Source organism: Azospirillum agricola, from assembly GCF_017876095.1.
GTDB classification, from domain to species: Bacteria; Pseudomonadota; Alphaproteobacteria; order Azospirillales; family Azospirillaceae; genus Azospirillum; species Azospirillum agricola.
In genome coordinates this window covers 120,903-134,949 of record NZ_JAGINM010000014.1, presented here as the reverse complement: position 1 = coordinate 134,949, position 14,047 = coordinate 120,903, and the positions used below count along the sequence as shown (strand labels likewise).

The 14,047-nt window shown below is 67.8% G+C and carries 12 protein-coding genes, 1 tRNA gene and 2 pseudogenes; 10 read left to right on the top strand and 5 right to left on the bottom strand.

What is annotated here, in order from left to right:
* The first annotated feature begins 24 nt into the window (after window positions 1-24).
* From J2847_RS20965 to J2847_RS20950, 4 genes are read left to right on the top strand one after another with little or no spacing between them, the layout of a single operon-like run.
* Window positions 25-546, top strand: coding sequence for a chemotaxis protein CheW (locus J2847_RS20965; RefSeq protein WP_209780780.1), 522 nt, complete (start codon window positions 25-27; stop codon window positions 544-546).
* Entirely contained in the window at window positions 543-1,436 is an 894-nt protein-coding gene (locus J2847_RS20960) for a CheR family methyltransferase (RefSeq protein WP_233474675.1), read from the top strand. The genes J2847_RS20965 and J2847_RS20960 overlap by 4 nt, the downstream gene beginning before the upstream one ends.
* A 3-nt stretch (window positions 1,437-1,439) precedes the next feature.
* Window positions 1,440-2,537, top strand: coding sequence for a protein-glutamate methylesterase/protein-glutamine glutaminase (locus J2847_RS20955; protein ID WP_209780779.1), 1,098 nt, complete (start codon window positions 1,440-1,442; stop codon window positions 2,535-2,537).
* A 48-nt stretch (window positions 2,538-2,585) separates the two neighbouring features.
* The gene (locus J2847_RS20950; RefSeq protein WP_209780778.1) at window positions 2,586-4,433 is read left to right on the top strand and encodes a hypothetical protein; all 1,848 of its coding nucleotides are present in this window, start codon (window positions 2,586-2,588) and stop codon (window positions 4,431-4,433) included.
* Between the two features lie 760 nt (window positions 4,434-5,193).
* Here J2847_RS20950 and J2847_RS20945 read toward each other — a convergent pair.
* On the bottom strand, window positions 5,194-6,771 hold the full coding sequence (locus tag J2847_RS20945; RefSeq protein WP_209780777.1) for a 4-hydroxyphenylacetate 3-hydroxylase family protein: 1,578 nt from the start codon (window positions 6,769-6,771) through the stop codon (window positions 5,194-5,196).
* Between the two features lie 129 nt (window positions 6,772-6,900).
* Here J2847_RS20945 and J2847_RS20940 point away from each other — a divergent pair, with 129 nt between their 5' ends.
* Window positions 6,901-7,509, top strand: a complete 609-nt coding sequence (locus J2847_RS20940) for a TetR/AcrR family transcriptional regulator (protein ID WP_209780776.1) — start codon at window positions 6,901-6,903, stop codon at window positions 7,507-7,509.
* A 24-nt stretch (window positions 7,510-7,533) separates the two neighbouring features.
* Here J2847_RS20940 and J2847_RS20935 read toward each other — a convergent pair whose 3' ends face one another.
* Together J2847_RS20935 and J2847_RS20930 are read right to left on the bottom strand one after the other, a co-directional pair.
* Window positions 7,534-9,249 (bottom strand): acyl-CoA dehydrogenase family protein, encoded by a 1,716-nt coding sequence (locus tag J2847_RS20935; RefSeq protein ID WP_209780775.1) that lies wholly within the window; start codon window positions 9,247-9,249, stop codon window positions 7,534-7,536.
* A gap of 351 nt (window positions 9,250-9,600) precedes the next feature.
* On the bottom strand, window positions 9,601-10,263 hold the full coding sequence (locus tag J2847_RS20930; RefSeq protein WP_209780774.1) for a TetR family transcriptional regulator: 663 nt from the start codon (window positions 10,261-10,263) through the stop codon (window positions 9,601-9,603).
* Between the two features lie 60 nt (window positions 10,264-10,323).
* Between J2847_RS20930 and J2847_RS20925 the strand changes: the two genes are divergently transcribed.
* The gene (locus tag J2847_RS20925; RefSeq protein WP_209780773.1) at window positions 10,324-10,596 is read left to right on the top strand and encodes a hypothetical protein; all 273 of its coding nucleotides are present in this window, start codon (window positions 10,324-10,326) and stop codon (window positions 10,594-10,596) included.
* A gap of 61 nt (window positions 10,597-10,657) precedes the next feature.
* Here the strand turns inward: J2847_RS20925 and J2847_RS20920 are convergent, their stop codons facing one another.
* Window positions 10,658-11,593: a LysR family transcriptional regulator gene (locus J2847_RS20920; RefSeq protein ID WP_233474674.1), complete on the bottom strand. Its 936-nt coding sequence runs from the start codon at window positions 11,591-11,593 to the stop codon at window positions 10,658-10,660.
* A gap of 64 nt (window positions 11,594-11,657) precedes the next feature.
* Between J2847_RS20920 and J2847_RS20915 the strand changes: the two genes are divergently transcribed.
* Both J2847_RS20915 and J2847_RS20910 read left to right on the top strand, forming a co-directional pair.
* The gene (locus J2847_RS20915) at window positions 11,658-12,110 is read left to right on the top strand and encodes a VOC family protein (protein WP_209780772.1); all 453 of its coding nucleotides are present in this window, start codon (window positions 11,658-11,660) and stop codon (window positions 12,108-12,110) included.
* A gap of 161 nt (window positions 12,111-12,271) precedes the next feature.
* Window positions 12,272-12,838 (top strand): annotated as a pseudogene (locus J2847_RS20910) (transposase); the annotation flags it as partial.
* A gap of 190 nt (window positions 12,839-13,028) precedes the next feature.
* On the opposite strand, the gene J2847_RS20905 reads toward J2847_RS20910, so the two are convergent.
* Window positions 13,029-13,104: transfer RNA gene (locus J2847_RS20905), tRNA-Phe, on the bottom strand.
* Between the two features lie 201 nt (window positions 13,105-13,305).
* On the opposite strand from J2847_RS20905, the pseudogene J2847_RS34265 reads away from it, so the two are divergent.
* Window positions 13,306-13,425: pseudogene (locus tag J2847_RS34265) on the top strand (hypothetical protein); the annotation flags it as partial.
* A 392-nt stretch (window positions 13,426-13,817) separates the two neighbouring features.
* Window positions 13,818-14,045: a hypothetical protein gene (locus tag J2847_RS20895; RefSeq protein WP_209780844.1), complete on the top strand. Its 228-nt coding sequence runs from the start codon at window positions 13,818-13,820 to the stop codon at window positions 14,043-14,045.
* Window positions 14,046-14,047: the final 2 nt, after the last annotated feature.

Below are 14,047 nucleotides of genomic sequence, written 5' to 3'. Positions count from 1 at the left end.
GTCCCCCCGAACCGGAAGCCGCAGATGACCAGCGCGACCGCGCCCCGCGAACCGGCGCAATATGTGACGATCGGCATCGATCGCGAAGTGTTCGCCATAGAGGTCGGCATCGTGCGCGAGATCCTCGACCTCCAGCCGATCACCCGCCTGCCGCACGCGCCCCCGTTCCTCATCGGCATGATCGACGTGCGGGGACAAGGGGTGCCCACCGTCGACCTGCGGGTCAAGCTGGGGTTGCCGGCGGCCCAGCCCACCGCCAACACCCGGATCATCGTGCTCGACGTGCCCCAGCAGGGGCAGGGGAGCTTGCCGGCCGAGGGGCGGGGGGGCCCGCTGACCGTTGGTGTCGTCGCCGACCGGGTTTTCGAAGTCACGTCGCTCGACGGTCAGGAGCTGGAAACGCCGCCCCAGGTGGGGGGGCGCTGGCGGTCCGACTGCATCCAGGCGATCGGTCGTTCCAATGGAACCTTCGTCATCGTCTTCGACATCGCCCGCCTGTTCGCCCAGGACGACGTGGCCCTGCTGGGCAGGGCGGACGCGGCATGATGAGCGAGGTCGAGGCCCCGCGGTTCATCGGCGAACCGGCTCCGCCGTCTTCCCGCGACGGTCTGTCGCCGCGGGATTTCGGCCGGCTGGCCGTCATCATCGAATCCCACACCGGCATCCGCATGCCGCCGACCAAGCGGACGATGGTGGAAGGCCGGCTGCGGCGCCGGCTGAGGACATTGGGCTTGCCGGACCTGAACGCCTATTGCCGCCATGTGCTGGACGGCGGCGGGCTGGACGGCGAACTGGTCAACCTGATCGACGCCGTTACCACCAACAAGACCGACTTCTTCCGCGAGATCGACCATTTCCGCTACCTGATGGGCACCGCCATTCCGGCATTGTCCCGCCTTCCCCATCACCCCGGCCGCGACCGCCCGTTGAAGATCTGGAGCGCCGCCTGCTCGACCGGGGCCGAACCCTACACGGTGGCCATGCTGCTGCTGGAGCAGGCACGCGCCGGCATGCCGATCCGCCACGAGATCGTCGCGACCGACATCTGCACGGAGGCGCTCGCCACGGCCAGGATGGGCATCTATCCCGCCGATATGGCCGGGATGGTGCCCGAGCCCTTCGCATCCCGCTATCTGATGCGGTCGCGCGACCCGGAGGACGCCACGGTCAGGCTGGTGCCGCCGGTCCGCCAGTCCGTCCGTTTCGGCCGACTCAACATGATGGATCCGGCCTATCCGGTTTCAACGGACATGGATGTGATCTTCTTCCGCAACATATTGATCTACTTCGACAAGGCGACGCAAAAAAAGGTGCTGGAGAAGCTGTGCGGCCATCTGCGCCCCGGCGGCTGCCTGTTCATCGGCCACAGCGAGACCATCACCAACATGGACCTGCCGCTGAAACAGGCCGGCTCCGCAATCTTCATCCGGAGTTGAGCGATGAGCCAGAGGATACGCGTGCTGATCGTCGATGACTCCGCGACCGTCCGCCGGACCCTGACGGACATCCTGTCGTCCGATCCGGAGATCGAGGTGATGGGGACGGCAGCCGATCCCTACGCCGCCGTCCGCCGGATCGGGGAGGAGGCGCCGGACGTCATCACCCTGGACGTCGAGATGCCGCGCATGGACGGCATCACCTTCCTGCGCAAGCTGATGAGCCAGCACCCCATACCGGTGGTGATGTGTTCCTCCCTGGTGGAGGACGGCAGCGAGACCCTGATGCAGGCGCTCGAAGCCGGTGCCGCCGACGTCATTCTGAAGCCGCGGATCGACACCCGCCAGAGCCTGCTCGACGCCCAGGTGCGCATCTGCGACACGGTCAAGGCGGCGGCCCGCGCCCGCGTCCGCCCGCGCCCGCGTGTCGCCGTTGCCGCGCAGGCGACCGCAAGCCCCCGCATCCCGGAGCCGAAGCTGAGCGCCGATGTCATGATGCCGGCGCCCGGAAAAGGGGCGATGGCGCGCACGACCGAGCGCATCGTCTGCATCGGCGCCTCGACCGGCGGCACCGAGGCCCTGCGCGAGGTGCTGGAGGCGTTGCCCGCCGACAGCCCCGGCATCCTCATCGTCCAGCATATGCCGGAAAGCTTCACCGCGGCCTTCGCCCGTCGCCTCGACAGCCTGTGCGAGGTCACGGTGCGCGAGGCGCGCGACGGCGACACGGTTCTGCGCGGACAGGTTCTGATCGCGCCGGGCAACCGGCACATGCTGCTGCAACGCAGCGGCGCCCGCTATCTGGTGGCGGTGAAGGACGGGCCGCTCGTCTCCCGCCACCGGCCGTCGGTCGACGTGCTGTTCCGCTCGACCGCGCACTGCGCTGGGGCCAATGCCGTCGGTGTCATCATGACCGGCATGGGTGACGACGGCGCCACCGGGATGCGCGAGATGCGCGAAGCCGGCGCCTTCACGCTGGCCCAGGACGAAGAGAGCTGCGTCGTGTTCGGAATGCCGAAGGAGGCGATCGCCCGGGGCGGTGTTGGAAAGGTGGTCGGGCTTTCCTCGATCACCCGCGAAATCCTGCGCCATGACCGGTCGTGACGCAGCCTGCTCTCCTTCCGACACATCTGACCGCACAAAGGCTTCGGCATGGACAGCATCCTTGACACAGCCGCCTTCGGGGATTTTGCCCGCGCCGACACCGGGATTCCATCGTCCGGCCTCGGCATCGGGGTTGTTCGGTCGCTGAAGGCCGAGCTGCACGACGCATCGGCGCCGATCGAAACGGCGTTCCTGGCAGTCGGCGAGACCCTGTCGCAGATTCTGGACCGCATGGCGGCCATCGGCGAGCGGTTTCGCGCCCTGTCGGTGCTGATCGACAGTGAAGACGGCGTCGATGCATCGGGCCGGCTGGGGAGAATTCGCGCGGTGACCGACGGGCTGGCGGCGAATCTCGAACAGACGCTGGCTGACCTGACCGGCCTTGACGAGGCGGGCGCCGACATGGCGGCCCTGCTCGGCAACCTGTCCCGGATCATCGGCGAGATCACCGCCCTGGCGATCAACGCAAAAGTCCAATCGGTTCAGATCCGCTCCGGCACCGATGATTTCAGTGTCTTCAATCGCGAGATCGACCGCCTCCATCGGTTGGCGGAGGAGGCGACGACACAGGCGATCGGCCATCTCGGGGCTTTGCGGAACGCCATCTCGTCGGCCAAGGATGGCGCGGCCGTCTTCCAACGTGACAACCGGATGCGCCTGGTCGATGTCGGGCGCCGGTTGCAGGACAGTCTGGACAAGCTGACGGCCTGCCGCAGCACCGCGCAGCAGGCTGCCCGCCGTTTCGCCGACCGTATCGGTGAGGTCGGCCAGCGGATCGCCCGCTGCATCAGCGAGCTCCAGGTCGGCGACCTCACCTGTCAGCGGCTGTCCCACATCGGTGCGGCGCTGGATGTGCTTGGGCTGCTGGCCGAGACGCCACAGGCAGCGGCGTTGCCGCAGGAGCGGCGGTGGCTTGCGGATCTGGACGACCGTCACCGGATCGACCTGTCGGCGGCGATCTGTGCGCTCCAGATCCGCCAATACGAGGAGGCGAGCGGTGATTTCAGCAGCCAGGTTGCGTCCCTGAAGGCCAATCTGGAGGCGTTGGTCCGGGATGCCGACGCCATCGCACGGGAAGCGGCGACGCTGTTCGGTTCGGAGCGTGGCCATCTCGGGGGCGATCATCCACCAGGTGCCGCCAAGACTCCCGGCGGCTCCATGCTTGGGGATGTCGCGACCGATGTCGACCGCGCCCTGGGCCTGTTGCAGCACTATTGCCGGTCCGACGACGCTCTCAGGGAGCGGGTGTTCGAGGTTTCGCATGGCTTCGATGCCATGGGGCGGGATGTCCTGGCCATCCGCTCCATCGACACCGACATGCGCCTGATGGGGCTGAACACGACGTTGAAATGCACGCGTCTCGGACCGGAGGGGCGCGGGCTGGGCGTGGTGGCGCAGGAGTTGCGCGCGTGCAGCCGGCGGACCGAGGGCGTGTCGAAGGCGATCACCGGAGCCATCCAGTCAGCCACCCGGCGCGCGGCCGCACTGGACCAGAGGTCGGGCACCAGTCATCAGGCAGCCAGGGAAGTGGCTGGAGAGATGTCGAATTCGATGGATTGCCTGAACCGGCTGCACGCTGATCAGATGCGCTCCCTGTCGGCTCTGACCGGGGATTGCCTGGAGGTGTCGAGGCTTCTGACCGGGACCATAGACCGTCTTGCCATCGAGCAGCGGCTGGAGGCTTCCACTCTGCGCTTTGTCGAACGGGTGGAGGCGGCCTCCAAGATCGGGGAGATCCACGCTTCCGGGATTGCCGACGATCTGCATCGCCTGTTTGCCAATCTCTACACCGCGGAACGGGAGCGGAAAACGCACTCGCAACTCTTCGGTGGCGGTTGCCCGGACGAGAGCCAGGGCCAGGGCCAGGATGGAGCCATGGATGACTTTTTCCTGTAAAAACCTGTCCTAAAAGATTGTTTCCGCCTGAGGCGGCGACTCATCGGCCGGATCACTGCGATTCGGATGAAGGCGACGGATGTCGACAGGTACGCTTCTTGATGGCGCACCAAGCGGCGGCATCGGGTGAACCATGACAGGATGCGCGCTCAAGGCCGGCGATCATGGTCCGCGTCGTCGAGATCCAGGTGCCGGCCACTGCGCCGAGTCGGCGCGGGACCAACACCTCCATGACCTGTCACCGCTCACCGCCTGCGCCCTCCGCATCACACGGCGCGGGGATCCGATCATGGAGATGCGGGCGGACCGGCTGGAGCAGCCGACGCTCGAAGTGGCGGCGCCGGGATGGCCGAACTCGCCGAAGCCGGCCACCCGGGGCTTCTCGCCTTCCTGGCGGCCCGGGCCAGGGCTCGGCTGGTGGAGCGATGGGCCCGCCCTTCTCGCGATGCTGACGGACGAGACCGACCGTTATGAAATGGTGATCGGCGAAATGGCGATCGGCGCTTTTCGCCACGCCACGCCGGGCGGCATCGACCGACTGCGGTGGAGCGATCGGGCGCGCTGGCGCGACGGTCCTCGCGCGCGCCATCGACCTGGCGTGCGGCCGGCACCCCGCTCAGACGAACACCATCGCCCTGCAGGGGGCCGCCGCCAGCAGGATCGGCCCGCCGATGCGGGAGGAAATCTGCTCCGCCGGCGGCAGCGGAGCGAACAGGTGGCTGGCCCAGGCAGCGGACCGCTACTCCGCCATCCCTTGCCTTCACCATGCGGACGGGCTGGTCAACCGCTTCGTGTCCGCCACAAGGTTCGAAGCAGCGGAGGCACCGCTGGGGCGTTCTGGCACGTCACACCCGGTCGGGCAGCACCGCCCCGGTTGCTTCGACGTTCGTTGTCCTTCGTCGAGAACCCCGCGGTCGAGGAGGCTCTCGACCAGCGCGACCTTCTCCATCACCGGGTAGTTGCGCCAGATCTCGCGCTTCATCGCTTCCGGCGAGCCGCCCCCGTGCAGGGAGATGACCGAATACCAGCCGGCTTGGTTGGACACGGTCAGATCCTCGATGAAGCGCGACACCTCCAGGCGCTGTTCCATCGGAATGTCGGTCCGGCCGCCCAGCACCGCGGCCAGCGACCCCTTGGTCTCGGGATTGTGGTCCTCGTCCGGACCCGGCAGGGCGACGATCAACCCACCCGAAACGTAATGGGCGATCCGGTGCATGTCGTAGATCCTGGTGGCGAGCAGCAGCTTGCCGATGTTCGAAAACACAGCCTCCGGGATCACCGTCCCCGACGGATCCTTGGTGCAATAGACCGACGCGGCGACGCCGCAGGCGTAGAAGCTCTCGGTGATGGTGATGAGTTCGACCATCGCCTCGCGGATGTGGCCGTGGCGCTCGGGATCGAGGCCGTTGGCCTCCACCATCAGGGCACCGGCCCCGATCAGCAGATCGCCGAAGCCGGCGCGGGCGCCGATGCAGGAGTGGCGGTGGTGCGCGGCGTAGGTCGTGGTCAGGAAGCCGCCCTCCTCCGTCTCGCCGGCGAGGAACACGCGGTCGTGCGGCACGAGCACGTCGTCGAAGATCACGACGCCGGTCGACTGCCCATACTTCGCCGAGAACTTGGCGGCGGCCTCGCCCGGCCGTCCCGCCGGGCGCGCCACGATGGTGACGCCCGGCGCGTCGATCGGCACGGCGCAGCACACGGCGAAGGCGGCGTCCTCCGGGCTGTGCGTCCGGCATGGCATGACCAGGAACTCGTGCATGTAGGGGGCGCCGGTGACGATCGCCTTGGTGCCGCGGATGACGATGCCGTCGGGCCGGCGCTCGACGATGTGGACGTAGACGTCGGGGTTGGCCTGCCGGCCCGGCCGCTTTGAGCGATCGCCCTTGGCGTCCGTCATCGCCACCCCCAGCGTCAGGTCGCGGTCCTGCACCTCGTGGAGGTAATTCAGGAAGCGTTGGCTGTAGTCCGTGCCGTGCGCGTCGTCGGTGCGCCTGGCCGCCTGGAAGATGCCGTTCAGGGCGTCGTGCGTCAGGTAGCGCTGCGCGCAGCCGGACACCTTGCAGACGAGCCGGACGGCTTCGAGCTTGTGGAGGAGGTCGGTCGAGCTCTCGTTGATGTGGAGCATCCGGTTGACCGTTTTCCCCGACGTCCCCTGCCGGGCGGTCATGATGGCCCGATGCTCCGGCGCATGGGCGAAGTCATAGGTGATGCCGACGGCGTTGACGCCGGGCGCCAGAAGCGGCTCGTCGGCCACGCTCTCGACGACCCGTCCGTTGACGAACACCCGCGGTTTGTAGGCACGCAGCGACTCCCGATAGTCGGCGGCGGTCATCAGCATGAGATCCTCCCTGATTAATGTTCTAAAATTTGAACATTGTTCATAAAAATGATCAACGATAGAGTCTCCTTCGGGATCGTTCGAGGAGGCATCGTGGCGGAGCGGCAGCGGGTCAGCCGGCGGGAAGCGGTGAGCGAGCATAAGCGTGGCCTGATCATGCAGGCCGCCCGCGACGTGTTCGAGGCCGAAGGGTTGGAAGGCGCCAGCCTGCGCGCCGTCGCGACGCGCGCCGGCTACACGCCCGGCGCGCTCTATTCCTACTTCGATTCCAAGGAGGCGATTTACGCCGAGGTGCTGCGGACATCGCTCGCCGCGCTGGGCCAGGCGGTGGACGAGGCGGTGGCGAGGGTCGAGGCTCCGGCGGACCGCCTCGCCGCCGCCGCCATGGGGTTCTTCGGCTTCTACGCCGCCAACCCGCGCGACCTCGATCTCGGCTTCTACCTGTTCCGTGGCGGCATGAAGCCGTTGGGCCTGGGACGCGAGCGCGACGAGGAGCTGAACCGGGCGCTGAACGCCGCCCTCCGGCCGGTTGCCGACGCGGCCGAGGCGCTGGGCGCGTCGAAGGCGGCCGCCGACCTGCTCCTGGTCGATGTCTTCGCCCACGCGACCGGGCTGCTGCTTCTGCTGCACACCGGGCGCATCCGCATGTTCGGTGCCTCGGCCCCGGCGCTGATGGAGGCTTATGTCCAGCTTCGGATCGACACCCTGAGGCAGGGTGAGCCCGGACGCGGCGGGTGACGTCCGCCGCGCCGACGGCCCTCCTCAGGCAGGGGCGACCATGGCCCGCCGCACGATCGTCCGGGCCATGGGCTGATCGACGGTCAGGGCCAACGTCCCATAGTGCGCGCCCCAGGCCCCCGCGGCCCCGGGCGCGCGGGTGGCGAGGAACACGTCCACCACCTCCCGTGGGCTGTGGCGCAGCAGTTCAGCGCCCTGTAGAACGCGCGCCACCGCCTCGGTCATCGGGCGGGCCAGGAACTCGTCCCGCACCGCCTCGCGCACCAGGGTTTCGGTGTGCCGGACCAGGGCGTCGAAGCGGGCGTCCTGGCCGGCGAGCGGCCGGACCTCGTCAAACAGGGCGTCGATCGTGCGCGTGTCCTTGATCATGGCCCGGCGGACATCCATGCACATCATGTTGGCGGTGCCTTCCCAGACGCTGTTGAGCGGGGCTTCGCGGTACAGGCGCGCCATCGGGTTCTCCTCGATGAACCCGTTGCCGCCGTGGCACTGCAACGCCTCGTAGACGATGGACGGCGCTCGCGAGCAGTTGAAGAACTTGGCCGCCGGGGTGGCCACGCGCGCCAGCAGGCGCTCGTGCTCGTTCTCCGCCAACTGGTCGGTGGCCTTGGCCACGCGCAGCGCCATCAGCGTCGCCGCCTCGACCTCGACGGCCATGTCCGCCAGCACGTTGGTCATCATCGGCCGGTCGGCGATGGTCGTCCCGAAGGCGTTACGGGTCGTGGTGTGCCGCAGCGCCAGCGTCAGCGCCTGGCGCATCAGCCCGGCCGAACCGATGGCGAAGTCCAGGCGGGTCAGATGGGCGTGCGAGAGGATCTCGCGGATGCCGCGCCCCTCCTCGCCGACACGGATCGCCAGCGTCCCGGCGTACTCCACCTCGCTGGAGGCGTTCGACTTGTTCCCGGCCTTGTCCTTGAGGCGCTGGACGAAGAAGCGGTTGTAGCTCCCGTCGGGCAGCGTTCGCGGCAGGAAGAAGCAGGTGACCCCGCCACCGACCTTGGCCAGGGTGAAGAAGCCGTCCGACTGCGGCACCGAACAGAACCATTTGTGGCCGGTCAGCTCGTACCAGTGCGCCGTCTTTCCGTGGTAGTCGGCCGAATGCGAAAAGCGCGCGGTGGTCTGGGTCTCGCGCAGGTCGGACCCACCCTGCTTCTCGGTCATGGCGTAGCCGATGACGACCGACGGCTTGTCGCCGACCTCCCTGCGGCTGAACTCATACTCGGTGCCCTTGGATTTTTCCGCCCAGACGGCGAGGGCCGGCTCGGCCTCGAAACCGGCGTGGGAGGCGTAGGCCATGCCCGTGGGACAGCCTGTGCCCTGCTCGACCTGGTTCCAGAGGTAGGACAGCACGGCGCGGGCGACGTGGCCATTCTTCTGGTTGGTGCGCCAGGCGAGGGTGGGGACTTCGTGCTTCCACGCCAGCGACATCAGCTGGTGCCAGCTCGGGTGGAAGTCGACCCAGTCGACGCGGTTGCCGAAGCGGTCGTGCGTCTTGAGTTCGGGCAGGTGCCGGTTGGCCAGGCGCGCCAACTCCTGGACGGCCTCGTCGCCGGCGACGGCGCCGAGCGCCGCGCAGCGGTCCGCCGCCCAGGGTGCCTCGCGATCGATGGCCGCGCGGAGCACCGCGTCGCCGCTGAAGGCGTTGAACCCGCTGGCGGGCTGCGCCTGGTTGAGGACCGTGTGCGTGCTGTAGCGGCCGGCCGTCTCGGTCTGGATGGCGGCGGAGAGGGTGCTGCTCATGATGGACTCCACGAGAGGTTCCGAACCGTGGCCGTCGAGGGCGCCACGCCGACGCGGGCCGGCGCGGCGGTCGGATCGGCCGGCATGGCCACGTCATGCCGGCAGGAATGCGCTGTGAAATGGCGGAGGACGGCGATCTCCTGGTGCCGGTTGGCCTTCCGGAGCAGGCTCTTCTGGATCGTGCCCGCCGCCGCGCGGTTCCACGAACGCCCACCGGCCCCTCGCCCCATTCTTCGTCCGGCGTCGCCACCACGGGCCGCCGCCATGAGCGCTGCCATGACCGCCGTCATAACCGCCGGGTGAGCGCAGAGGATGACGGCAACGCCGGTGGTCAGGAGAACTGGGTCAGGGTCAGGGTCGCAGCGGAATGGCCTGTGCGGCGCTTTCCGTGCGGGGGGCGTGGTGCAGAAGCGGATGCCCGGACTTTGCCACGGCGGCCAGGCACAGGTCGGCGATCGCGTCGGCGATTTCGTCGGCCCGCTCCTGAATGCCGCCGGTGTCCGGCGCGAGCGATCCCACCAGCCCCTCCATGAAGGCGCCGACCAGAAAGGCGCCCGCGACCTCGACGTCGACATCCCGGAACTCGCCGGCAGCGATGCCCTCGCGGATGATGGTCTCGAACACCCGCGCGATGGCGCGCCGGTACTTCAGGCGGGTGCTTTCCACCTCCGGATCGATCGGCTCGAAGATCAAGCCGTAGGCGAGCCGGCGGCCGCGCATCGCGCGGGCGGCGAAGGTGCGCACGGCGTCCCGCACCTTCCGGGAAGGCTCGCCCTCGGCCACTGCGATCCCCGACAGGACGTCGACCTCGCGCTGGGAGGTGACGCTGACGATGGCCGCGCACAGCTCGGCCCGGGACGGGAAGTAGCGGTAGATCGTGCCCACCGCCACGCCGGCGGCGGCGGCGACCGCGTTCATCTGCAACTCGCGAAAGCCGCCATCCATGACGACGGAGCGGGCCGCGCGCAGGATCTGGGTCTTCTTGTCGAGCGCGCGGCTGGGCTTGGGGCTCATGATGGGCTGTCCTCGATGAGCGATGTGGCAGACGGCGGTGGCGCGAAGCGGTTGTGATGGATGGTCCGCATCGCCCTGACCACCCCCGATGAGCCTCCCACCGAAATGAATATGAATTCATTTTCATTTCTAAGCCGGGCATCACTGAACGTCAAGACCTTTGTACGCCTCGCAATCAATCCGTTTGGCCAGCGTGGCGGCATCATGAAAGTGAATGCCAATTCAACAAAACCCGAGGGGCAGGAGAAGCCGACCGCAGGCCGGCGCCATTCCCGCCAACGACATGGGACCCAAGCCGCTTTCGTCGCCCGCCTGTCCGGTGTCGCCATCTGATGCCGCCGTCACGGCACGCCGCGCCTGCCGGCAGGCCGTGCAACGGAACCGCAAAACACGTTCACACCCCCGTCGACCCTCGGGCTGCCACGGCGATTTCCTCCCGAAGCCAGCGATGCGGCGCGTCCTTTTCGCGACGACGATGCCAAGTCTGCACGAATGGAAAGCCGGCGAGACGGAACGGCGGTTCGCTGCACCGGAGGCTTCCCTTCCCCAGAGTCTCAAGGCTTCGCTTCGCCGCGGTCAGCACGAGATCGGTGCCCCTGACAAGCTCGGGAGCGGCGGACCAATGCGGGATTTGGATGGCGATGCGGCGCTTGTGGCCCAGGCGGGCAAGCGCCGCGTCGATCTCGCTGTCATCCTCCAGCGCGACGGTGACCCTGACATGCGGCCGCGCAAGGTAACGCTCGATCGAGAGCGCCCCCGGTTGGTCCGATTCATCGGACAGGCAGGCGAATGTCTCTTGGAACAGAAGATCGCTCCTGAGATCGCGGCGACCCGCCGTCGCCAGTTCGGGATAAACACCGACGGCCAGATCGATCTCCCCGTCGATCAGCGCCGCAAGTGCCCGGTCCCTGCCATAGGACACGACGGACAGATCGATGAGCGGCGCGGCCTTTCGCAACCGCGCGACCAGGGGCGGCAGCAGGATCGCCGTCCCATAATCCGACAGGGACAAACGGAAGTGGCGGCTGCATCGCCCGATATCGAAGGTCGGCGGATCGGCCATCGAACGCACCAGCGCAAGGGCCTCGGCCAGCGGTTCGGCAAGTTGGAGTGCGCGCGCCGTCGGCTGTAAACCTCCTTCGCCCCTCACCAGCAGCGGGTCGCCAAAGATGTCCCTCAGCCTCGCAAGGGCATGGCTGACCGCTGGTTGCGAGCGGTTCAGCCGCATCGCCGCGCGCGAGACATGCCGCTCTTCGAGCAGGGCCTCGAGCACCAGCAGCAGGTTCAGGTCGGAGGACGGAAGATCATTCTTTCTGTGCATGGTCTGCATATCACATTCTAATTTCCATAATTTTCATCGATGAAGCAAGCTGTCCCGGAAAGGAGATGTGAGCATGACCCAATCCCTCAATCCGGATCTCGGGCTGTCCCATGTGGCGCTGCTCGTGCGCGATCTCGACAGCAGCATCGCCTTCTATCGGGAGTTTGCCGATCTTCGGGTGGTTCATCGCCGGACCGCGGGTGGCGATGTCAAGGAGGTGGCGTGGATGGCGGATGGGGTGCGCCCGTTCGCCCTCGTCCTCGTGGCATCGGCACGTCTGACCGACACGCCGCTCGGACCGTTCGGGCATCTCGGTGTCGCCTGCGCGACGCGCGAGGATGTCTTGAACCGGGCGGCCGAAGCCGGACGCCGGGGCATCCTGCGCTCCGCTCCCCGCGATTCCGGACCTCCCGTCGGTCTCTGGACCTACATCGCCGACCCGGATGGCAACACGCTTGAACTGTCCTTCGGGCAGGAAATCGCCTTCACGGTGGAGAGGGCCGACAACAAGGCCGGAACGTCCTGACGTCCGGCTCCGGCATCGGCCGCGACGGCGGGGCGGCTCGCTCCCTGGGAAATCGGGGCGCGGCCCCCGCGAACCGGTTCCTACCCCCGTCCGCAGTCCAGCCGGAAGGCGAGCCGGCGCCGCCATCATGGTCGCCGTTCCCATGCCGCGAAGGAAGGGGCGCCGACCGCTGGCATCTTCTGCACAATCTCACCGATGCGTTGCGTGAGATTCTTACCGGTCGTCATCGGGACCTGCGGGCGGCGGCCAAGCTGGCCGTCGCTCCCGTTGACGGAACCGGACAAGAGGCGCAGGCGCCACAGCCCGATCAGGATGGCAAACCACCGCCCCGTCGCGAGCAGCGGGGTGCAGCCATCCAAGCCGCCCGCCATGCCCGTTTCGAGGAGGTCGTCGCGCTGGACGCTTGCGGCTGGTCACAAATCCGCATCGCCCAGACGCTCGGCCTCGATCGCAAGACGGTGCGGGCGTGGCTGCTGGCAACCGACGGCACGGCCATGGCGGGATTCGCCGGTGGCCTGAAGCGTGATCCGGCGGCGGTGCGCGCGGCCTTGTCGTTGCTGTGGAGCACCGGCCCGGTGGAGGGCCAGATCAGCAGTCTGAAGACGATCAGGCGCACGATGAACGGTCGCGGTGGCTTCGACCTGCTGCGTCAGCGAGTCCTCGAAGCTGCCTGCATGGTACCGTTCACGCTGACCCCCTGCACCGAAAATGCGGATGGACCCATCTAGCGCCTGATGATGCCGGGGAACTACACTGCTGTCGAGGCTGTGCGAGCACAGCGAAAATCGGCATTCAAAAATGGAAGAAAACAACGGCTTAGCGGGAGAGGAAAGTTGTCCTCTGCGACTGCGCTGGGTCTGTGCTAGGTAAGCCGGCTTTGCCCGCTTCGCCATTAACTCTTTGATTTATAAGAGAAAATGGTGCCCAGGGACGGAATTGAACCGCCGACACGGGGATTTTCAGTCCCCTGCTCTACCAACTGAGCTACCTGGGCATCCGGCGCTGCGCGGTTGGCCGTGTCGGCCGGTGCAGCGCGTCGAGGGCCGCTTTGTAGAAAAAATCCCACGGCCTGTCCAAACAAAAATCGACGATTCTTCACGCCGCATTCGAGACTCTGGCGGTCGCCGGTGGCACGCGCTAGGGTTCCGCCTCCCAAGTCACGGCAACGCGACGGGCCAGGAGGCCGGAGACCAGGATGCCGAAGGCGATGCCCAGGCCGGCAATGCGCAAGCGGACGACGGCCGTCGAGGTGGCGCGGCTGGCCGGGGTGTCGCAGTCGGCCGTGTCGCGCTGCTTCACCGACGGGGCCAGCGTCTCGCCCGACATGCGGGCGCGCGTGCTGGAGGCGGCGGAGCAACTCTCCTACCGGCCGAACGTCATCGCGCGCAGCCTGACCACCGCCCGCACCAACCTGGTCGGCGTCGTCATGGGCGACCTCGACGGGCCGTTCCAGCCCTATCTGTTCGAGAGCCTGACACGCGGCCTCGCCGGGCTCGGCAAGCAGCCGCTGCTGATCCGTGGCGGGCCGGCCGACGGGCTGGGCGGGGCCTCGATGGCGGCGCTCGACTATCAGGTGGATGCCGTCGTGGTGACGGCCGGAAGCGTGTCGCCGGCGGTGGTCCGCTCAATCTGGCGATCCGGCTGGAGGCGGGCGGGCGCGTCTTCGCCTATTCCGGCGACGGCCGGCCGACGGCGGAATCGGAGGGATTGTTCCGCGGTGCCGACCTGCTGTTCCACGAATGCTTTACGGTCGAGGCCGACCCGAGCCAGATCTTCCACGCCAGCTTCGCCATGCTGGCCGACACGCCGGAGCGGTTGGGGATCGGAGCGTTGCGCCTCTACCATGTCCGGCGCGACCGGCGGGCGGTGCTGGCGGCCTGCGCGGGGAACGGCCGGATCGCGCTCGCCGTGCCGGGCGAGCGCATCGCGGTGTGACG

What these genes read in the sequence shown, in the direction of transcription:
- J2847_RS20965 (WP_209780780.1), top strand. Translation starts at nt 25, where the DNA reads ATGACCAGCGCGACCGCGCCCCGCGAACCGGCGCAATATGTGACGATC.
- J2847_RS20960 (WP_233474675.1), top strand. Translation starts at nt 543, where the DNA reads ATGATGAGCGAGGTCGAGGCCCCGCGGTTCATCGGCGAACCGGCTCCG.
- J2847_RS20955 (WP_209780779.1), top strand. Translation starts at nt 1,440, where the DNA reads ATGAGCCAGAGGATACGCGTGCTGATCGTCGATGACTCCGCGACCGTC.
- J2847_RS20950 (WP_209780778.1), top strand. Translation starts at nt 2,586, where the DNA reads ATGGACAGCATCCTTGACACAGCCGCCTTCGGGGATTTTGCCCGCGCC.
- J2847_RS20945 (WP_209780777.1), bottom strand. Translation starts at nt 6,771, where the DNA reads ATGCTGATGACCGCCGCCGACTATCGGGAGTCGCTGCGTGCCTACAAA.
- J2847_RS20935 (WP_209780775.1), bottom strand. Translation starts at nt 9,249, where the DNA reads ATGAGCAGCACCCTCTCCGCCGCCATCCAGACCGAGACGGCCGGCCGC.
- J2847_RS20930 (WP_209780774.1), bottom strand. Translation starts at nt 10,263, where the DNA reads ATGAGCCCCAAGCCCAGCCGCGCGCTCGACAAGAAGACCCAGATCCTG.
- J2847_RS20925 (WP_209780773.1), top strand. Translation starts at nt 10,324, where the DNA reads ATGGTCCGCATCGCCCTGACCACCCCCGATGAGCCTCCCACCGAAATG.
- J2847_RS20920 (WP_233474674.1), bottom strand. Translation starts at nt 11,593, where the DNA reads ATGCAGACCATGCACAGAAAGAATGATCTTCCGTCCTCCGACCTGAAC.
- J2847_RS20915 (WP_209780772.1), top strand. Translation starts at nt 11,658, where the DNA reads ATGACCCAATCCCTCAATCCGGATCTCGGGCTGTCCCATGTGGCGCTG.